This is a genomic window from Aureivirga marina (assembly GCF_015767265.1).
Lineage (GTDB): Bacteria > Bacteroidota > Bacteroidia > Flavobacteriales > Flavobacteriaceae > Aureivirga > Aureivirga marina.
Window position 1 is genome coordinate 65555 of record NZ_JADPIB010000010.1, and the last position, 19299, is coordinate 84853.

The window sequence follows — 19299 nt, forward strand, 5'->3', positions numbered from 1 at the left end:
ATTTTAAAACAGAAAACCAACCATAATTTAGTATTATATGCAAAATAGAATTGTAAGAGGCTTTGCAGGAAGCATGATTCTGATAAGCATTATTTTATCTCACTATGTAAGTCCTGCATGGATTTATTTGGCCGTTTTTGTTGGATTAAATCTTTTACAAAACGCTTTTACAAAATGGTGTTTATTAGAAGTGATTTTGACAAAACTTAAAGTGGCTAAATAGTTTTTAGATGATTAAAGAACTTTCTTTACTTCTCATTTATTTGGGTTGTATTTTAAGTTCTTTTTTAATTTAAAATTGTCGGAGTGGTTCCTTCTACTTGCTCTTCCATTCCTTCGAGTGTCTAAGCTATCCCTTCTACTTACTCTTCCGTTCCTTCGAGTGTCTGGGCTGTTCCTTCTGCTTGCTCTTCTGTTCCTTCAAGCGTCTTAGTGGTTCCTTCCTCTTGCTTTTCTGTTCCTTCGAGTGGATTTGTCTTAAATATCACTGTCGGAGTGATAAAAACTAGAAAAGAGCATATTTTTATATGTAAAATCGATTTTTTAATAAGACTATCTTTTCAATATTTATTTTTATTAAACTAATGCTTAAAACCCTCAATATATTTATTTAAATATTCCGATTTTTATTTGTTAAAAAATTTAGATTCTAATATATTTGTTCGTCTGCTGCTATGAAATCTTTTTTTCAATAAATAATTTATAGTTACAGATATAATAGAAATAACAGGAGTTCTTGTTATAATTATGTTGTGCGTAATTAAAATAAACAGCAGTATATAATGACAGATTTTCAAATTCAAGAAATAAGAGAGACAACAAAAATGCTTGCAAGAACTGCCGATTTTGATGAATCTTATACGTTTTATTACGATGAGACAAATAATTTGAGAAAATTTTATGTCCGTGAAAATGACTTTAATTCTTCATTTACAGCAAATTTTGTTTTGGGAGGTTTGGTTCATAAAGGTAATGCTCCTGATGTTCGAGGATTAATTGAAAGTTTCAATTTACAAAAGACAACTAAAGAAGTAAAGTTTAAACATATTGCAAATGGTAATTTCATTGATTGTTTGAAATCAAAAAAGCTTCAACTTTTTTTACAGTTTCTAAATGACAATGATATTTTTGTTCATTACTCTAGCCTAAATGTTTTCTATTGGGCAATTGTAGATATTGTTGATTCTGCAATTGTCAACTCGGAAGCTGCTATGCAATTAGACCCTACTTTTGCCAATCACTTAAAAAATGATTTGTATAAACTTTCAAGATTAGAAATTGACTCTGTTATTGAATTATTTTACAATTATGAATATCCTAATATAAAGTCTGTTAAAGTAATTCAATTTATTGAAGATTTGACATCGTTATTTGGTGCCTACATTGATTCTCCTGAGTATCATTTTGGATTAGAGTCATTAAGACAGATTCTTAAAGAAGCAAAAAAAGCGGAAAGCTTGCCTTTTATTATGGAAGAGGAAGATTTTATCTTACTTAAAGATTTGTCGCATTTTTACTTAAGACCGATATATCTGTTTAAAAACTCAACTCACATATTAGATAATGAAGATTCTATTTCAGAGATTTTTCAAGATTATAGGATTTTAGATAGAGATGATGAAATAAAAAATTATTCATTCGTTGATTCACAATCTAATCTGATGGTTCAACTTTCTGACATATTTGTTGGCTTGATTGGCAAATTTAAAAACTACATAAATAGTAACCCTTCGACTCAAATACAAACAGACTTAGATTCATTATCTGAAATTCAGACGACAAACTTAAACTTATTAATTTCTATAATTGATAAATCAGAAAATGAAAATATTGGATTCTTGCATAATACAGATAGTTTTGAAGAGTTATCGAAAATGCAAGAAATATGGGACAAGATGAAGGAATAACTACGCACAACAATGTATAAAAATAATAGCCAAAACAGTAGTAAATTCAAGGGTTGTAGCCCGCTTCAATTTTCGTGTAACTTGACAGAAAAGTGCAACGCGGTCGGCTACTATTCTTATACTCACCGTTGGGCACAATTAAAGAAAAAGCTAAGAAAGAAACATAATGAATACAGTTAAGGTAGGAGATAAATTTGAAGATAAATCTTATCATTTAATTCAAAAAGCAATTGAAAACGATGAATTTGGTATTTCAAAAACATCTGCAAGAGTATTTAAAAAGAAAGGTTATTACTCTCAAAGAAGAGAAAAAGAAATAATTTTTGATTTATCAATTGAAATATGGCCTCCAAATGCTCATAGATTTTCATTATTATTTTTAATCGAGTGTAAAAGTTCTAACTCAAAAAAAGTTCCAGTTGACGATGTAGAAGAATTTTGGTCAAAAATAGATCAAGTGGCAGGAAAAAATGTGAAAGGAGTAATGATTTCAGATAATTCATTTCAAAAAGGCGGATTAAATTTTGCTAAAAATACAGGTATGATGCTGATTGAAGTGAATAAAGAAAATAAACATGAAATAATATTACATAGAACTGAAAAAGAGGATGAGAAAAAAAATGAAAATGATTTAATTTATAAGGAATTTATAAGCTTTATTAGAAATGTTTTTGGTTTAAATCAAATTAAAGGACTAAAAAAATTATCTTCAAATTATATTGAGAAAGAAGCCTTAAATATTCTTCGTAAATATAATAAAATAAAAAAATCAATTGATATAGATGAGTTTATCATATTTTTAAATGAAGAATATGATATATCATTTGATTTTACTAGAAGTATAGAAAGTGTAAATGGAAAAAAAATTGCAGGATACTATAATGTGTCAAAAAAAGAAATATTGATAGATTGTTCAATAGTAAATACAGAAAAGTTTCCTTTTGTTCTTGGACATGAACTTGGACATTTCTTTTTACATAGTAACCTTAAAATAAATCAAGAAGTTTATAATGACTTTGAAGATTCTAAATATAACTTTGAGTCAGATAAATATTTATTAACAAATGAAAAAAATTGGATTGAATGGCAAGCAAATAAATTTGCAATTTCTTTGTTTTTACCTAGAGAGTTATTTTTTATTCAATTTGTAGGTTTTAGAACAAGAATTGGAATAAGTAAACCTCAATATATATATTTAGATAAACAGAAAATAAATCAAGAAGATTATTATAAAACTATAGACTACCTATCTGATTATTTTGGAATAAGTAAAACTTCAGTTAAATATCGAATAGAAGATTTAAACTTAATAAAATATGCTGAACCTCAAAACAATTGGAGAACTATATTAAGAAAAGTAGTTTATGAATAAAACTGTGCCTAACAAAGAACTGATTTAAAATCAAGTAAAATAATCTTAATAAAATTTATACAATAATTATCTAAGCATATCAAAAAAATATTTTAATATGCTTTTTTGTTTTCAACTATTTAAATAAGTATTATTCATAAGCTTTTATTTAGTTGATTTAAATATTTATTTCCTTTACTTGTTAATAATATATAGATTCTTCTATATTTGTCCATCTGCTGCTATGAAAATTCAAAATTTACAGAAATTTTATAGTTATTGATATAATAGAAATAAACGGAATTCTATTTATTTCTAAGTTGTATTTAATGAAAAAAAATGAAAAAAGGATTAAGAAAAAGAATATTAATTCAATTATCAATATTTATAAGCATTTTAATAATTGATTTATATGTATTTAGAGGATATTTTTCATCTAGTGTAATAATCAGTCCTAATGAATGGAATTATGAAATAGATAGGTCAAGTAAATTATCCATAACAAAAAATAACAATAAATATCTCTTCAATTATAATAATAATTCACTTTCACCTAAATATGTACTCAATTATAGATCTGGAAAAAAACTGATGAAATTTAATGATACTATTTTTTTTTATTCATTAAGAAAAAACTTATTTCCGAATTATGACACAGACTATTCTAATAGCTTTGACTGTGGAACAGGCTTAGATTTAATCAGTATAAATCCATTTGACTCATACAAAATTGAAAAAACTTATCAAGAAATAATAAACGAATGTAGTTATTCAGATTATTTTAAAAAAACAGAATATTTTCAAAAGAAGTTTCCTAAACAATTTAAACATTTAAAATATCATCAAATCGATAGTTTAATAATTAAAGAAAAAGATTTTATTTCAAATAAAGATTCTGTAAAAGTTGAATATTTTATAGTAATGTATTCATATCTTTCAAAAGATAGATTGAGAACAGTATCTAATAAAATAAATGTAAGTTTAAAAGATTTATTTGAAAGTTATATTGAAAGAACTGATAAATATTAAATTACATACAACAAAGTGAAAATTTCATTTTCATTCACAGAAGAAAACATAAAACAAAACATATATAAACTGTTACAAAAAATTAAAAAAATATTATAATGGTAAGCATAGGAGTTTATTGGGGAGCAATACTAGTGTTAGTTGTTCCTTTTATTATTTGGGCAATAATTATCTTTAAATTAAAGGAAAGAATTGCTAAAATAGAATGTATAATGGCTGGAATAGCATGCATATCAGGTTTATTAAGTTATTCAATACCCGAAACAGGAGTAGTTAGTAATCCTAATGGAACTGCTGGGATTTGCATTGCTTTTGGTGTGATAGCTGGTATTGCTCTCTTAGTTGTTGGATTGATTGAAATAAAGAGATTTGAAATAAAAAACAAAGTATAAATTTTATTTTCTGCCACAAGCACAATACAAAAAGTAAAACTTACTCACATAAACGTTACACTACAAATAAATACATTTATAAAATGATTTCTAAAAAAAGTATTGGAATTTTAGCATTAATAATTTCTATTAGTTTAAGCTGTCAACAAATTAAAAGTCAAAGCACTGTAAACTCTAGTGTATCTGATGAATTATTTCATATTCCTTATGTTAGTTCAGGAGAATTAAATAATCCTAAATTAGTGCTGGTATTACATGGAGATGCGCCATTTAATAATCCTTCTTATCAATATGACATCGCAAAAAAAATAGCTGATGAGAATTCTAATATTGTTTCGGTAGGAGTTCTTAGACCTGGATATACGGACTTTAAAGGTAATCATTCAAAAGGTGATCGAGGGAAAGCTACAGGTGACAACTATACAGCAGAAGTTTTAGAAGCGATTTACAGCCTAACAAATCAGTTAAAGAAAAAATACAACCCCTCAGAAGTAATATTAGTCGGACATTCTGGTGGAGCTGCTATATCTGCAAACTTATTAACTCAATATTCAGAAACGTATTCTGGTGCAGTTCTTATTTCATGTCCATGTGATCTTCATCAATGGAGAAAATATATGAAAGAATTACAACCTAATACTACAATTTGGGATGAAAAGGTAAGTAGTCTTTCTCCAATAGAAAATGTAAAAAGCATTGATAGAGAAACGCAAATAACGGTAATACATGGAGATAATGACAAAATTGTTCCAATAACTATAGCTCAAAAATATGCAAAAGAGCTGGAAACAAATAATAAGAAAGTCAATTTCGTTATACTTGAAAACCAAGGTCATGAAGTAGCTCAGAACAAAAAGATATTTGAAATTATAAAAGAATCTATTGAGTAGTTTTTTTATACAGTTAATTACAACTGATATTTTATTTTAAAAAAATGAAATTCAATATTTAAAAGTTTTATCAGCTATAGAAATAATAAAAATTAACTATAAATTGAAAAATGATAAAAATTCGAAAAGCAACTAAAAAAGACGTTGAAACCTTATATAATTTAATTATTGAAATTGCTAAATATCATAATCAAGAAGAATTTATAATTACAGATACAAATAAAATGCTAAATGCAGGATTTGGTGATTATCCACGATTTGGAGCATTATTAGCAGAGTATGATAATAAAGTTGTTGGTTATCTTTCATACACTTGGAATTATTCTATTTGGGGCGGTTCTGAATATATGAATCTTGATGATTTATTTGTTTTAAAAGATTATAGAAGTCATAAAGTTGGTTTTTATTTAATGGAAAAAGCCAAGGAAATTTGCATTGAAAAAAACATAAATTTAATTTGTTGGGAAGTTGAAAGTGATAATCAAAAAGCTATTGATTTTTATAATAGAATTGGAGCAACAATGAAAGAAAAAGGATTATTTAAATGGAACTTTTAATTTATTAATGATTAAACTGTTCCCCTAAAACAAATAAATATTAAAAAATGAAAATTGAATTAGAAAAAACAATAATAGAAGTTTCATCTAAATTTGAAAAAACAAATAATGCATTTGTAATAAATATTTTAAAAGATCATGTGGAAGAACTTCAAATCTTTCATGGAGGATTAATCGAACAAATTAGTCCAGAATCTCAGGATTTTAATTTTTCTTTTAATCTAGCTTTTGACAATGAAAAAGAACGTTTAGAAAAGTTTAAATCTTTAAAAATAGCTGAAGAATTTACTTTTTATGAATGGGATGGAATTCCATTTTATGCTTTGAATGTTGGAAATAATCCTGAAAGGACAACAGAAATTGCAATCATAATTCTTTCAGAAGTATATGAATTTGATCTACATGAAAATTTTGAATTTGAAACTATTGATTTAGGACAAATACAACCTACACCTTATTCTCCTTTTTAAAACATTACAAACCAAGAGAAGCTAAAACTTCTCTTTTTTTATGTAATTTTCTGAATTAAAAAATTCTAATTTCTAAATGAACATGAAATATTTTTATTTAATTTTTATGTCTTTCTTATTAATAAGTTGTGCAAAATTTAAAAAATTACCCACAAATTATAAAAAAATAGATCGAACTAATATTGCTTCATTAAATGGTGAATATTCTATTTTCGCTAAAAATCAATTAGCAACAAAATCTCCTTATTTCCATAATGCGAATAATAAATTCTATAGAAAAGCTGGAAGAGGAATTTCTGATACAATACATTTTGATTCAATAAGTGGTGGCATATTTAAAATCAACGTTTTAAATAAAGAAAAAGTAAAATTTGAATTCATTAAAAAAGGAAAAATCGTCAGAAGTCAAACCTTAAAATATAAATTGAAAAAAGATGGTTTTATGCATATAAAAAATCGAAATACAATTTTAATAGGTGTTCCATATATTTTCGGCGGAGTTGATCATAGAAAAGTGAGAATAGCATTAGATACTAATAATAATTTGATTTTAAATGATATTTTCGATAGTTCAGGTAGTTTATTATTAATCTTTGGAGATGCTAAAGTTTGGGAAGAATTAAACATTTATGAAAAATTAAAAATACCACATTAAACTTTAGAGGTAAAAGATTAGAATATGTTAATATTTTCAATTAATACCATAATTATAAATAATATTTTATTTAATTTTGCATAAAATTAAATTTATTATGAAAATTATATCAAAAATTGCAAATTTAGCGAAACTTACTTTTATCCTTTTTTTATTGAATTCAACTCTAATATTCTCACAAACGGATGAATTAAACTTAGATACTATAAATTTAGAAGCTTGTGATGGTGACGGAGATGGTTATGCTTCTTTTGATCTAACTCCAATAAGTGACATGATTCAAAATAATAATCCTGATTTATCACTTGTCATCAAATTTTACAATTCTCAAAACGATGCAGAAAGTGATACTAATTCTATTCCAACAACTGTAACAAACCAAACAATGAACATTCATACGATTTGGGTTCGAATTGAAAAACCTAATGGATATAATGAATTCACTAATTTTAATCTTTTGGTTAGTCAAACTTATATCGGTTTAGATACAATCATTTCTCAATGTCAATTGACAATTACAGAAGATGATTACCCTGCTTTAGAAAGCGATTGTTATTCGTTTACTTCTGTTTCTACTACAGATTCTTTGGTATTTACTGATTTAGAAAATTATACAATTACTTGGACTTTCACTGATTCTGAAAATAATACTGTTGATGTTGAACAACAAATTAAAATCGTTGAAGATACAACACCTCCTACTATTGAAGGATATATTTCTGATCATGAATTGCTTTTAAATGAAAATTGTCAAACTTTTATGTCAGATTATATCACTTTAAACTTATTGAATAGTTTTGATAATTGCAGTGATGTAACAATAACACAATCTCCTGCATCAGGTGAAATTATTACTGAAAACACAAATGTTACATTAACATTCAAGGATGAAAATAATAATGAAAATACTTATTCTTTTTTAATAAATGTTGTAGATCAAAATGATCCAATTATTGAAAATTGTTTAGAAAATAGATCAGTTATTATTTCTGGAAATACACACATTTTAGAAGATTATACAACTGAAAACATCGGAATTACTGAATGTAGCCCATATACAATTACACAAACTCCTGCTCCACATACTGAATTAGAAACAGGAATTCATACTATTTCTTTAAAAGTGGAAGATGAATATGGAAATTCTAATACTTGCAGTTTTCAATTAAATGTTTCAAATGATCTTTCTTCGGAAGAATTTGATTTAAATTCATTTATTATTTATCCAAATCCAACTTCTGATTTCATTTCTTTACAAAATATTGGGAAAATTAGTTCTTTAGAAATTTTTGATATTTCTGGAAAATTAGTTTTAGAACAAAATCAAAATTTCACAGAGAAAATTAATGTTTCTTCTTTAGAAAAAGAAATTTATTTTATAAACATTAAAAGTAAAAATAAAACATTACAACAAAAATTGATAATTGAATAGTTAATATTCTTATTTGAACCAAAAAAGTCTTGATTTACGTCAAGGCTTTTTTTTATACAATTTTTTAAGAATAATCATTAAACATCTGTTAATAGTATTTTTTTATGAAATAATGGAATTGTGTTTGTGAAAATTGTGCTGAATTTATAATTCAACAACTCAACAAAAATGAAAAAAACAATCGTAGGATTATTTGTAATGGTAATTACATTAATCTCTTGTTCTAAAGATGAAAATTTAGTACAAACTACAACTTCTCAAAGAGAAATTAATTCTTTTTCTTCACAAAAAGCAATTACAATTACTGGTCATCGTGGAGCCGCAAATTTAGCTCCAGAAAACACAATTTCTGCTTTAAATGCTGGAATTTCTCATGGAGTTCAAAGAGTCGAAATCGACGTTCATGTTACAAGTGATGGAATTCCAATTGTTATGCATGACGATTCTGTCGATCGAACAACAAATGGAACTGGTTTGGTTAAAGATTTAACTTATGAATACATTAAAACACTCGACGCAGGAAGTCATTTTTCAGAAGAATTTAAAGGAGAAAAAGTTCCGACTTTAGACGAAGCTTTAAAAGCTGTAAATGGAAGAGCAACTCTACTAATTGAAATCAAAAATGACAAAGGTTATTATCCTGAAATCGAACAAAAAGTTGTTGATTTAATTCACCAAAACAACGCTTTAGAATGGTCTATTGTTCAATCTTTTGAAACTCCTACTTTAGAAAATGTTCATAATATTGACCCAACTATTGAATTACATAAATTATTTATGGCAAAAGTCAATTTCAATCAAAATGAAGCAGAAAATATAGATGCTAAAACAGAAAATTTTGATATTATGGAATATGAATATATTTCTGAATATAGTATTTTTTATCTTTTCGCTACAAAAAACGTAATAGATTCTGCGCATCAAGAAGGAAAAAAAGTAAATGCATGGACAGTAAACGATTCAATCACGGCTGGAATTTTAAAATTAAACGGTATTGATGGATTGATTACAGATAGTCCTGATAGAATAAAATAATTTCTATTTCTTTGTATTATTTTTATAGGGGAAAATCTCGAAATCTACTATTAGATTTCGAGATTTTTATTTTACTCATTAGATAAATAATCACGAATATCTTGAAATAAATCTTCAAAATCTGTAATCATTCTTTCATTTGCAATATCTTTATATAAAACTCCATTTAATTTTCCTTTTGTAAGTGTAATTCTATAAATTAATTCTCCTTCTTTTCTTTTTTCCCATTTTTTTTCTGAAGACTTTCCAAAAACATCTGCAATTTTCTCATATATTTCATTCGTTCTTTTTCTAGTAAAAGAAGCTCTTACTTTATAACGATCATCAGAATTATGAATAGAAATATCTAAATTATTTCTTCCATTAACCCTTGAATTTGATCTTGAAATACTTACTCTTGAACTTGTTGAAGAAGTATGAGTTTCAGATGAATGATTTGGAGGTGTTGGAGGTGTCGGAGGCGTTTGTGCTTTTAATTCCGTTACAAATAATGTTATTACACATACAATGGCGATTTTTAATACATTTTTCATCATAAATTCATTTTAAAAATTATATAATTATTTTACTGTTTTCTAATAGTTTACTTTTAATTTATCAACTTTAAAAAAGGCAATATTATCCCTGTTCCTTCTCTGAGGAATTTCATTTTTAAAGCCAAAAAATCAATTTTATTTTATTCTTTTATAGTAAAAGTTAATCCACGATTTCGGATACTTTTAATTTCAATAGTTTTATCTTTTTTAAAATATTTTCTTAATCTAGAGAGAAAAACATCCATGCTTCTTCCAGTAAAAAAATCTTCACTTCCCCAAACTTCTTTCAAGATAAATTCTCTTTGTAGTAATTGATTTTTATGTTGAAAAAGAAAATCAATTAATTCCGCTTCTTTTTCTGTCAAAATTTGTGTTTCAGTTTCAAATTTCAACTCAAACTTTTGCTTATCAAATTGGTATTTTCCAATGGAATAAGAATTCTTGTAATCTTTTTTATTTCGATGTAAAATATTCTCCATTTTTAATAAAAGAATATCCATATCGAAAGGTTTTGTGATATAATCTTCTGCTCCCATTTTCAAACCAAAAACAATATCTTCTTTTAAATTTTTAGCTGTTAAAAACAAAAATGGTTTTGAAATATCATGTTCTTTAATTAATGAAAATCCATCTAATTTTGGCATCATAACATCTAATAATATCAAATCGAAATCTTCTGATTCTTTGATAAACTCTAGTGCTTCTTCTCCATTTTTTTTCCAAATAACTTCATAATCTTCCACCATCAAATATTGCGCAAGCATATTTCCTAAATCAAGATCATCCTCAACTAATAATATTCTTTTATTTTTCATTTTCAATAGGCAATTTGATGTTAAACACAGTTCCTTTTCCTAATTCACTTTTTACAAATATTTCCCCATGATGCTGTTCGATAATTTGTTTTGTATAAAATAAACCCAATCCTAAACCTTTTACATTATGAATATTTCCAGAAGCAACACGATAGAATTTCTTAAAAATTTCTTTCTGTTTTTTAGAAGAAATTCCAATACCAGAATCTTTAATTTTTATATGATAAAAATTATCTTTTACATAAGAATTCACCTCAACTTTTATTTCATCTTTACTATATTTTATTGCATTATCTAATAAATTTTGAATTGCAATTGTCAGATGCACTTTATCTATAGAACAATTTACTTTTTCATCACTTATATTTTCTAAAAAATTAATTTCTTTTTGCGAGCAAGAAAGTTGAAAATCTTGATAAATTTCTTTTAAAAAATTAGACATTTCCACTTTTTCAAATTGGAGTTTTATTTGATTGTTTGGGCTAATTTCTACAATTTGATTTAACAATTTCTCCAATCTTATATTTTGTCTTTCAATTGTTGTTAATGTATTTTCTAAAAGTATCTCATTTGTAACTATTTTTTTATTTCTCAAACTTTTAGAAGCAATTTTTAAAGTTGCTAAAGGTGTTTTAAATTCATGAATGATATTATTGATAAAATCTGTTTTTAGAAGTAGTAAATCCTTTTGTTTAATCATACTTTTTACGGTGTAAAAAAATAGAGAGCAAATCAGAATAAATAGTAAGATGGAGAAAAAAAATGTAAAAGACATTCTTTGAAAGATAATCCATGTTTTATTTTTAATTTTCACATAATCTGCTGTAAAAAGCTCATAGGAAACCTTATTATTTTCAATATCTGTTTCGTCCGAGCTAGTTTCTACTTTCCAAATAGAATTATTTACTATCAAAGCATTTTTAGCTATAAATGAATTTCCAATATGAAATTTTTCAGGAAACCAAATAGAATCTTTTTTTTCTGGATGAATAAAAATTAGCAATGTTGGTTTCATTTGAAAATCAATATCATAATCTAAATTGATTTTCTTTTTTTCTTGGTCAAACAGTTTTACAAAAACTTTATTTTCTTTAGTTGTAAATTGATAAAGAGAATCTAAATATTCTTCTTTTGAAAATTTTCCGATTTGATATTTTTCAGAATAGAAACTAAATTTCCTCTTCCAACGTTCTTCAAAATTCTCCAAACTTTTAGCCTTATTAATTTTCGTCATTATTTTTTCAATTTCCGACTTAAAAATCTTCTGTTCTAAATTGAACGTGTTTTTAATCAATGAATATTGAATGATAGAAAGAGATAAAAAAACAATTATGGAAACAATAATTAATATTTGTAATTTTTTCTTCATGTTTGGTCATTTGAACAGTTCAAAAGTATTTTTAAAATTTGAAAAAAAAACTAAAAACAAGAAGCATTAACCTAGCGTTAACTTTAAAAATTAAAAACTACCCTTTTAAATTGTAAAAATTATTTTTTAACATTTAACATAACTATTTAAATAACAATTAAATACACAGCAAATCATTTCTAACATTTTTAAGAACTATTTTTATTTAATAAATAAAAACTATTTTTGCTGAAAAAAGAACTACGATGAACAAATATTTGTTTGCTATACTATCTATTACACTATTTTCAGCATTTTACACAATTTCAGATATTCAAAAACGAATTACAAAGGATGATCATTTTGTATATGAATTTCATATTGATACAGAAAAATCTCCATCAAAAATAAATTCAGACATTGAATATTATTGGTATCATAAAGGTAAATTACACAGTTCTATTGGAGATATTGGTGGCGCAATTTTAGCAGGAGATTATATAAAATATTTTAAAGAAACACATCAGTTGGCTGAAAAAGGTTTTTTCTATAAAGGAGTGAAACATAAATCTTGGAAAACTTGGTATGAAAATGGGCAATTAGCTTCTGAAATTGAATGGAGCAAAGGAGTAAAACATGGCTTTTTTAAATTGTATGATAAAACTGGTGAAGAAATAGAAAAGGGATATTACAAACATGGTTTAAAACATGGAAAATGGATTAATACTTATAAAAAAGATACATTAAACTTTAAAAAAGGAAATTTAATTCATGTAATAAAAAAGAAGAAAAATTCTAAAAAAGATAGTTTAAAGGCAATTGTAAAAAAACCGATTAAAGTAGAAAAAAAGCCAAAAGTTGATTCTACACATATCAAATTTAAAAATAATGGATTTGCTTATGATTTTTATATAGATAAGGAGTATAAAACTTCTAATTTAGAAATGCACAAACAATATTTTTGGTATGATGGAAACGAAATAAAATCTACTTATTTTGATATTGGAGGACCCGTTTTACAGAAGCAATTTATCAAATATCATCAGAATAATAAACAGTTAGCTGAAAAAGGTGAATTTGTAAATGGATTAAAAAATGGTGTTTGGAAATCTTGGTTTCAAAATGGACGATTATCTAATGTGAAGCATTGGAACCATGGAGAATTATCAGGTTTATATATTGAATTTGATGAAAATGGAAATGAAATTGTAAAAGGAAAATACAAATCTGATAAAAAAGAAGGAGAATGGATTCAGCATCAAAATGGAGATACTTTATTTTACAAAAAAGGAATTTTAATAGAAAAACCTGTAAAGACATCAGAAACTAAAGAAGGGAAAAAATCTGTTTTTTCTAAAATGAAAAATATTTTCAAAAAGAAAGAACAAAAAGAAGAAGAAACTAAAGAATAATGAAGCTAAAAGGAGGCGCTTTTTATTATGCTATTTTTTTAATGATAATCGTTGGAATATTACTTTCCATGCTTATTGTTATGAAATCTGCACACCAAAAAGTAAGAACTGTTAGTGAAGCTAATTTTCAATTAGTTCATGCAAATGAGCAAGGAATTAATTATGGATTGTATTATTTTGATGATTTAAGTTTTCAGGAAAAAAAGCTTGATTTTTTAGGAAATGAAATAGAATTAAGAGTTTCCAAAAGCAATTGGGGTTTTCTACAAATTTTAAATAGTAGAAGTATTTTTAAAAATGATACATTAACACAATCTTATTTTGTAACTAGAAAAAAACCTTTTCAAAGAGTTCTATATCTTTCAGAACAGCTGGAACCGTTAAAGATTTCAGGAAATACAGAAATTAACGGTGATTGTTCCTTGCCTAGTTTAGGTTATCGCTTTCATACATTTAGTAATTATGAAACGAACAATAGTTTTATCAATGGAAATGTATTTCAAGCAGGAACAGAATTACCAACTTTAAATATTGCAACATTAAAAAATACGGATTTTCCTATTTCTAAAACAATCGATGAGTATCCTCCGAAGTTAAATAATAGTTTTTCAAAAAACACTTTACACATTTTAGCTACTTCTGTTTCCATTTTGGATAATCTTGATTATGAAGGAAAAATTGAAATTGAAAGTAATGATACTTTATTTATACGAAATACTTGTAGGTTTAAAGACGTTATAATAAAAGCACCAAAAGTTGTGATTGAAAAAGGATTTGTTGGAAATATGCAAGTTTTTGCAACGAATGAAATTATTGTTGAAAATGATGTACAATTATTGTATCCATCTGTTCTATATGTCGATACGGAATCACAACAGAAATCTAAAATAGTTTTAAATCCTAATAGTTTGGTTATTGGAGCAGTAATTACAAACGGAAGCGTTTTATCTGATGCAACAATTTTTCTCGAACCAGAAAGCAGAATTGCGGGAGATGTTTATTCTATTAATAAGTTGAGTTTACAAGGAGAAGTTTCTGGATGTGTTACAACACATAAATTCTATTTAAAAACTCCTACTTCTGTTTATCATAATATAATCAGAAATGGAAAAATCAATAGAAATTTACCAGATGGATTTTATTCTATTTTAAATATTGGAGGAAATGCAACAAATCATAAATATGAAAAAATGAGAATTCTATGATAAAAGCATCTACTCTTTTAGAAACTGTTTTTGCAACAGCAATTATTACAATGGTTATCGTTTTAGGAACGATGATTTATACAAATATTGCATATTCTGGTTTGAATTATTCTTTTTACGAATTGGAAAATCATTTAAAAGGAATTTCTATTCAAATAGAAAATAAAGAAGGTTTTTTAGAAGAAGATGAATTTGATTTTAAAGATTATAAAGTTCTACAAACAATGGAATATTTTGATAATTCAGAAGAAGTTCGATTTTTAAAATTTCAAGTCATAAACAAAGGAAGAATTGTTAAAAATTATACTTATTTATTGAAACAATGAATCGAAAAATTAAAGCTTTTACGATTACTGATATCTTGTTTGCAATGGTGATTATAAGTTTTATCATTGTTGCTTTTACTTTGGGATTTCAATTTTTCCATCGACAATTATATTTAGATCAAAAACAATCTATGGATTTAACCAGAAATGTAATTTTTAAAAATCAATTTAAAAGAGATTTATATCAAGCATCTACTTTTAAAGAAATAGATAATTCATTTTGTATGCTTAAAAACGATTCTATTCGAGTTAGATATGTAATTGATTTACCAGAAATTTACAGATTTCAACAAGAATTAATTGATACATTTTCTATTGGAATTACAGATGTAAAAATACAAATCGATCCGAAATCAAATTGTATTAATTATATCAAATTTGAAAAACAAGAAGAAGTTTTTTATGAATTTTATAAAGAAGTTTTACCTGTAGACAATTTCAACATCTATTTTTTAAAAAATTAATCTATGAAAATTAAAATTGAAAAGCAGGAAATAAAAAAAGAAGAAAGTAATCTTTTAACTACTTCTTTATTCAAAACTACTTTTAAAGACAAACATAAAAAGAAGTTTTACAAAAACTTATTGCAATTATTAAGCTCAGGAGTAAATCTTAAAAAAGCAATTGATATTTTACAAGAACAATCTACGAATAAAAGTGAAAAGGAAGTTTTGGTTCTTTTAGGTGAATCTTTAACAAAAGGAAAAACTTTAGAATCTTCTATGAAGCAAACAGACAAGTTTACACCTTATGAATATTATAGTATCAAATTAGGAGAAGAAACCTCTTCATTAGATAAAGTTCTAGATCAATTGTATTTGTTTTTTGAGAGAAAAGAACAAATGAAAAAACAAATTACCACGGTTTTAACTTATCCTGTTTTTGTTTTATTGATTACGTTTGGAGTTTTAGCATTTATGATGTCAAGTGTCGTTCCGATGTTTGCTGATGTTTATAAACAATTTGGTGGAGACTTACCAAATCTTACTAAAAAAATCATTTATATTTCAGAAAATTTCAGAACGTATTTATTCATCTTTTTCGGAGTAATTTTAGTGATTTCAATCATTGTAGCAATGTATAAAAACACTACTACTTATCGAAAAATTGTTTCAGGATTTGTTTTAAAAATTCCCTTTTTTGGAACGATTGTAAAAACTATTTTTTTAACCCGATTTTGTCAATCAATGAGTTTATTACTTTCTGCCAAAACACCTTTAATAAGTGCTTTACAAATGGTAGAAAAAATGATTCGATATTATCCGATAGAAATAACAATTAAACCTATTTGCAAAGAAGTAATTGAAGGACAATCATTTGGGAATACAATTGAAAAATATAAAGTATATGATAGAAGCATGGTTTCTATTATAAAAGTAGCTGAAGAAATCAATGAGTTAGATACAATTTTCAAACAATTATCTGATCAATATGCTGATGAAGTTTCTCATAAAACAAAGATAATCGGTGTTGTTTTAGAGCCATTAATTATTACTTTTATAGGCTTAATCGTTGGAGTTATTCTTATTGCTATGTATATGCCAATGTTCAATTTAAGTAATATCATTAATAATGGTATGTAATTAAATAAAAATTAAGAAAGAAATTTATATTTGCACTATGAAAAAAAATAAAACATTTAAAAAGTTAAAAGCTTATTCATTAACTGAAATTTTAATAGTTCTTGCAATTATTGGAATTTTAATCATGTTAGTACTACCTAAACAAACTGGAGTTGTTGCACAAGCAAAAGCTATTGAAGCGCAAAATATGCTTTCACAACTATATGCTTTAGAAACTAATTATTTCTATAGATTTTCAAAATATTCAAATAATTTAGAGGAAGTTGGATTTGTTCATGAAAAAACAATCTCTGAAGGAGGACAAGCAGTGTATCAAATCACAATTGTAGAAGCTTCCACAAATTCATTTAGAGCAACTGCCACAGCTTTATCTGATTTTGATAATGATGGAGTTTTTAATCAATGGGAAATTGATCACAATAGAATAATGAAAGAAACAGTAAAAGACTAAATGATATTACTGATTTATTTAGTAATTGCAATTATTTCTGCTATTCTTATTTATCAAGATTTAAAATTTAGAGCAATTTCCGCTATTACAATTCCTATTTTATGGATTGTTTCGCTCCTGTATCGTTCTCAAATTTTAGGTTGGTTTTATATAGATTTAATTTGGAGTTATTGCATTTTTTTAGTGATTTTACTTTTACTTTTCTTTTATGTGAAATGGAAAAAAATCGAATCTGAATCAGGAGTTTTCTCAGGTTTAGGATATGGTGATATTTTATATTTTATAGCAATTATCCCACTATTCTATTCCAGAACTTTTTTATTATTCTTGGTTTCGGGTTTACTGTTTAGTTTACTTATCCATTCTTTTTTAAAAAGATTTCAAAAAAACAAATCAATTCCACTTGCTGGATATTTTAGTATGTATTTATTATGCTTATTGATTTTCTTAAAAAAAGGCTTTGGATATTATAATTGGTTAACGGAAATTTAAATGCAGATTGATAATTCACACATCGATTTACTAGAGAAAGAAATGGCTTGGCATTATAGGATTATTCCTTTTGACAAGCAAGAAAACACACTTTTTCTTTATAGTGATCAACCAGAAAATTTTGATACAATTTCTGAAGAAGTAGAGGCTTTAACTGGTTTCTTCATTCAAATGGAAATAATTCCAAATGAAGAAATAGAACAATTGCTAGCAATTCATTATCGAAAATCTAAAAACGATTTTATACAAAATACTAGCTCTCAAAAACCTTCTGCAACAAAAGGAGAAACACATTTAATTGAAAAAATTATTTTCGATGCAATTGCTGTTGGAAGTAGTGATATTCATCTTGAAATTTATAAAGATGAAGCAAGAGTTCGTATTCGAATTGATGGATTAATGGTGGAAAAATCAAAATTAGATAAAGAAGAATATTATGAAATTGTCAATCGTATTAAAATCCAATCTAATCTTGACATTACAGAGAAAAGATTACCACAAGATGGAAGAACACATCTAAATGGATTTGATATTCGTGTTTCGATTTTACCAACTTTACATGGAGAGAAAATCGTAATGCGTATCCTTGGTCAAGATGCTACAAATATTGATATTCATAAACTAGGATTACATGAAAAAGAAAAATATCATTATTTAGAAGCAACCAAAAAAAAACACGGAATTATTCTTATTTCAGGTCCAACAGGTTCTGGAAAAACAACTACTCTTTATGCAACTTTAAAAATTTTAAATGAAATAAAGAGAAATATCGTGACTGTTGAAGATCCGATTGAATATACTTTAGACGGAATAAATCAAGTACAATTAAAAGAAAATATAGGTCTAACGTTTACAAGTGTTTTACGTTCTTTTTTACGTCAAGATCCTGATGTAATTATGTTAGGAGAAATTCGAGATAGTGAAACCGCTGAAATGGCGATTCGTGCTTCTTTAACTGGGCATTTGGTTTTATCCACAATTCATACAAATTCTGCTTGGGGAACAATTACAAGATTAACTGATATGGGAATCCCTCCTTTTCTATTATCAGAAACTTTAAATATTTCTGTTGCACAAAGACTTGTTCGTAAACTTTGTCCACATTGTAAAAAAGAAGAAAAAATTGAAATTCAATCTCTACCTTTTAAATATCAAGATAAAATTATTGAAGAATCTCATTTTGTTGCAAAAGGATGCTCAAAATGTCATTTTACAGGATATCAAGGTCGAACTGCTATTTATGAAATCATCCCAATTGACCCAGAATTATCGAAATTAATTAAAGAGGAAGTTCCACAAATTGATGAAGTTTTGAAAAGAAAAGAAATTGTGAAACTATCCGATAAGGCTTTTGATTTATTCCAAAAAGGAGAAACTTCTTTAGAAGAGATATATGCTATATTAATACAATAA

22 protein-coding genes are annotated in these 19299 nt (G+C 25.8%); 19 read left to right on the forward strand and 3 right to left on the reverse strand.

Annotation, left to right across the window (positions count from 1 at the left end; all coding sequences use genetic code 11):
* Positions 1 to 37 precede the first annotated feature (37 nt).
* The 11 genes from I1A51_RS16865 to I1A51_RS16915 all read left to right on the forward strand — a co-directional run bounded on the left by I1A51_RS16865 (position 38) and on the right by I1A51_RS16915 (position 9718).
* Entirely contained in the window at positions 38 to 223 is a 186-nt protein-coding gene (locus tag I1A51_RS16865; RefSeq protein WP_196896027.1) for a YgaP family membrane protein, read from the forward strand.
* A 559-nt stretch (positions 224 to 782) separates the two neighbouring features.
* A complete protein-coding gene (locus I1A51_RS16870; RefSeq protein ID WP_196896029.1) occupies positions 783 to 1907 on the forward strand; it encodes a DUF3800 domain-containing protein in 1125 nt (374 codons plus the stop codon).
* Positions 1908 to 2073: 166 nt separating this feature from the next.
* Positions 2074 to 3279: an ImmA/IrrE family metallo-endopeptidase gene (locus I1A51_RS16875; protein WP_196896038.1), complete on the forward strand. Its 1206-nt coding sequence runs from the start codon at positions 2074 to 2076 to the stop codon at positions 3277 to 3279.
* 318 nt (positions 3280 to 3597) lie between these two features.
* The gene (locus tag I1A51_RS16880; RefSeq protein ID WP_196896039.1) at positions 3598 to 4287 is read left to right on the forward strand and encodes a hypothetical protein; all 690 of its coding nucleotides are present in this window, start codon (positions 3598 to 3600) and stop codon (positions 4285 to 4287) included.
* 98 nt (positions 4288 to 4385) lie between these two features.
* Positions 4386 to 4679, forward strand: a complete 294-nt coding sequence (locus I1A51_RS16885; RefSeq protein WP_196896040.1) for a hypothetical protein — start codon at positions 4386 to 4388, stop codon at positions 4677 to 4679.
* Between the two features lie 242 nt (positions 4680 to 4921).
* A complete protein-coding gene (locus I1A51_RS16890; protein ID WP_196896041.1) occupies positions 4922 to 5569 on the forward strand; it encodes an alpha/beta hydrolase family protein in 648 nt (215 codons plus the stop codon).
* A 110-nt stretch (positions 5570 to 5679) separates the two neighbouring features.
* Positions 5680 to 6126: a GNAT family N-acetyltransferase gene (locus tag I1A51_RS16895; protein WP_196896042.1), complete on the forward strand. Its 447-nt coding sequence runs from the start codon at positions 5680 to 5682 to the stop codon at positions 6124 to 6126.
* A 47-nt stretch (positions 6127 to 6173) separates the two neighbouring features.
* Positions 6174 to 6596 (forward strand): hypothetical protein, encoded by a 423-nt coding sequence (locus tag I1A51_RS16900; protein WP_196896043.1) that lies wholly within the window; start codon positions 6174 to 6176, stop codon positions 6594 to 6596.
* A gap of 82 nt (positions 6597 to 6678) precedes the next feature.
* On the forward strand, positions 6679 to 7251 hold the full coding sequence (locus I1A51_RS16905) for a hypothetical protein (RefSeq protein WP_196896044.1): 573 nt from the start codon (positions 6679 to 6681) through the stop codon (positions 7249 to 7251).
* Positions 7252 to 7348: 97 nt separating this feature from the next.
* On the forward strand, positions 7349 to 8683 hold the full coding sequence (locus I1A51_RS16910) for a T9SS type A sorting domain-containing protein (protein ID WP_196896045.1): 1335 nt from the start codon (positions 7349 to 7351) through the stop codon (positions 8681 to 8683).
* 168 nt (positions 8684 to 8851) lie between these two features.
* A complete protein-coding gene (locus I1A51_RS16915; protein WP_196896046.1) occupies positions 8852 to 9718 on the forward strand; it encodes a glycerophosphodiester phosphodiesterase in 867 nt (288 codons plus the stop codon).
* Between the two features lie 71 nt (positions 9719 to 9789).
* Here I1A51_RS16915 and I1A51_RS16920 read toward each other — a convergent pair whose 3' ends face one another.
* From I1A51_RS16920 to I1A51_RS16930, 3 genes are all read right to left on the reverse strand, one after another.
* Positions 9790 to 10251, reverse strand: coding sequence for a hypothetical protein (locus I1A51_RS16920; protein ID WP_196896048.1), 462 nt, complete (start codon positions 10249 to 10251; stop codon positions 9790 to 9792).
* 143 nt (positions 10252 to 10394) lie between these two features.
* Positions 10395 to 11069 carry a response regulator transcription factor gene (locus tag I1A51_RS16925; RefSeq protein ID WP_196896050.1) on the reverse strand — a complete coding sequence of 225 codons (675 nt, stop codon included), beginning with the start codon at positions 11067 to 11069 and terminating at the stop codon, positions 10395 to 10397.
* Complete coding sequence (locus I1A51_RS16930; protein ID WP_196896051.1) at positions 11059 to 12438, reverse strand: sensor histidine kinase; 1380 nt, start codon at positions 12436 to 12438, stop codon at positions 11059 to 11061. The genes I1A51_RS16925 and I1A51_RS16930 overlap by 11 nt, the downstream gene beginning before the upstream one ends.
* A gap of 245 nt (positions 12439 to 12683) precedes the next feature.
* Between I1A51_RS16930 and I1A51_RS16935 the strand changes: the two genes are divergently transcribed.
* Genes I1A51_RS16935 through I1A51_RS16970 form a run of 8 tightly spaced genes read left to right on the forward strand, consistent with a single transcriptional unit; the run spans position 12684 to position 19299 of the window.
* Positions 12684 to 13829 carry a toxin-antitoxin system YwqK family antitoxin gene (locus tag I1A51_RS16935; RefSeq protein WP_196896052.1) on the forward strand — a complete coding sequence of 382 codons (1146 nt, stop codon included), beginning with the start codon at positions 12684 to 12686 and terminating at the stop codon, positions 13827 to 13829.
* Complete coding sequence (locus tag I1A51_RS16940) at positions 13829 to 15034, forward strand: hypothetical protein (protein ID WP_196896053.1); 1206 nt, start codon at positions 13829 to 13831, stop codon at positions 15032 to 15034. Before I1A51_RS16935 ends, I1A51_RS16940 begins: the two co-directional genes overlap by 1 nt.
* Positions 15031 to 15360, forward strand: coding sequence for a hypothetical protein (locus tag I1A51_RS16945; protein WP_196896054.1), 330 nt, complete (start codon positions 15031 to 15033; stop codon positions 15358 to 15360). Before I1A51_RS16940 ends, I1A51_RS16945 begins: the two co-directional genes overlap by 4 nt.
* On the forward strand, positions 15357 to 15824 hold the full coding sequence (locus I1A51_RS16950; protein ID WP_196896055.1) for a hypothetical protein: 468 nt from the start codon (positions 15357 to 15359) through the stop codon (positions 15822 to 15824). The genes I1A51_RS16945 and I1A51_RS16950 overlap by 4 nt, the downstream gene beginning before the upstream one ends.
* A gap of 3 nt (positions 15825 to 15827) precedes the next feature.
* The gene (locus tag I1A51_RS16955) at positions 15828 to 16943 is read left to right on the forward strand and encodes a type II secretion system F family protein (protein ID WP_196896056.1); all 1116 of its coding nucleotides are present in this window, start codon (positions 15828 to 15830) and stop codon (positions 16941 to 16943) included.
* Between the two features lie 37 nt (positions 16944 to 16980).
* Complete coding sequence (locus tag I1A51_RS16960; RefSeq protein WP_196896057.1) at positions 16981 to 17394, forward strand: type IV pilin protein; 414 nt, start codon at positions 16981 to 16983, stop codon at positions 17392 to 17394.
* Positions 17395 to 17886 (forward strand): hypothetical protein, encoded by a 492-nt coding sequence (locus I1A51_RS16965; RefSeq protein WP_196896059.1) that lies wholly within the window; start codon positions 17395 to 17397, stop codon positions 17884 to 17886.
* A complete protein-coding gene (locus I1A51_RS16970; RefSeq protein ID WP_196896060.1) occupies positions 17887 to 19299 on the forward strand; it encodes a GspE/PulE family protein in 1413 nt (470 codons plus the stop codon).

What these genes read in the sequence shown, in the direction of transcription:
- I1A51_RS16865 (WP_196896027.1), top strand. Translation starts at nt 38, where the DNA reads ATGCAAAATAGAATTGTAAGAGGCTTTGCAGGAAGCATGATTCTGATA.
- I1A51_RS16870 (WP_196896029.1), top strand. Translation starts at nt 783, where the DNA reads ATGACAGATTTTCAAATTCAAGAAATAAGAGAGACAACAAAAATGCTT.
- I1A51_RS16875 (WP_196896038.1), top strand. Translation starts at nt 2,074, where the DNA reads ATGAATACAGTTAAGGTAGGAGATAAATTTGAAGATAAATCTTATCAT.
- I1A51_RS16880 (WP_196896039.1), top strand. Translation starts at nt 3,598, where the DNA reads ATGAAAAAAGGATTAAGAAAAAGAATATTAATTCAATTATCAATATTT.
- I1A51_RS16885 (WP_196896040.1), top strand. Translation starts at nt 4,386, where the DNA reads ATGGTAAGCATAGGAGTTTATTGGGGAGCAATACTAGTGTTAGTTGTT.
- I1A51_RS16895 (WP_196896042.1), top strand. Translation starts at nt 5,680, where the DNA reads ATGATAAAAATTCGAAAAGCAACTAAAAAAGACGTTGAAACCTTATAT.
- I1A51_RS16900 (WP_196896043.1), top strand. Translation starts at nt 6,174, where the DNA reads ATGAAAATTGAATTAGAAAAAACAATAATAGAAGTTTCATCTAAATTT.
- I1A51_RS16905 (WP_196896044.1), top strand. Translation starts at nt 6,679, where the DNA reads ATGAAATATTTTTATTTAATTTTTATGTCTTTCTTATTAATAAGTTGT.
- I1A51_RS16910 (WP_196896045.1), top strand. Translation starts at nt 7,349, where the DNA reads ATGAAAATTATATCAAAAATTGCAAATTTAGCGAAACTTACTTTTATC.
- I1A51_RS16915 (WP_196896046.1), top strand. Translation starts at nt 8,852, where the DNA reads ATGAAAAAAACAATCGTAGGATTATTTGTAATGGTAATTACATTAATC.
- I1A51_RS16920 (WP_196896048.1), bottom strand. Translation starts at nt 10,251, where the DNA reads ATGAAAAATGTATTAAAAATCGCCATTGTATGTGTAATAACATTATTT.
- I1A51_RS16925 (WP_196896050.1), bottom strand. Translation starts at nt 11,069, where the DNA reads ATGAAAAATAAAAGAATATTATTAGTTGAGGATGATCTTGATTTAGGA.
- I1A51_RS16930 (WP_196896051.1), bottom strand. Translation starts at nt 12,438, where the DNA reads ATGAAGAAAAAATTACAAATATTAATTATTGTTTCCATAATTGTTTTT.
- I1A51_RS16935 (WP_196896052.1), top strand. Translation starts at nt 12,684, where the DNA reads ATGAACAAATATTTGTTTGCTATACTATCTATTACACTATTTTCAGCA.
- I1A51_RS16940 (WP_196896053.1), top strand. Translation starts at nt 13,829, where the DNA reads ATGAAGCTAAAAGGAGGCGCTTTTTATTATGCTATTTTTTTAATGATA.
- I1A51_RS16945 (WP_196896054.1), top strand. Translation starts at nt 15,031, where the DNA reads ATGATAAAAGCATCTACTCTTTTAGAAACTGTTTTTGCAACAGCAATT.
- I1A51_RS16950 (WP_196896055.1), top strand. Translation starts at nt 15,357, where the DNA reads ATGAATCGAAAAATTAAAGCTTTTACGATTACTGATATCTTGTTTGCA.
- I1A51_RS16955 (WP_196896056.1), top strand. Translation starts at nt 15,828, where the DNA reads ATGAAAATTAAAATTGAAAAGCAGGAAATAAAAAAAGAAGAAAGTAAT.
- I1A51_RS16960 (WP_196896057.1), top strand. Translation starts at nt 16,981, where the DNA reads ATGAAAAAAAATAAAACATTTAAAAAGTTAAAAGCTTATTCATTAACT.
- I1A51_RS16965 (WP_196896059.1), top strand. Translation starts at nt 17,395, where the DNA reads ATGATATTACTGATTTATTTAGTAATTGCAATTATTTCTGCTATTCTT.
- I1A51_RS16970 (WP_196896060.1), top strand. Translation starts at nt 17,887, where the DNA reads ATGCAGATTGATAATTCACACATCGATTTACTAGAGAAAGAAATGGCT.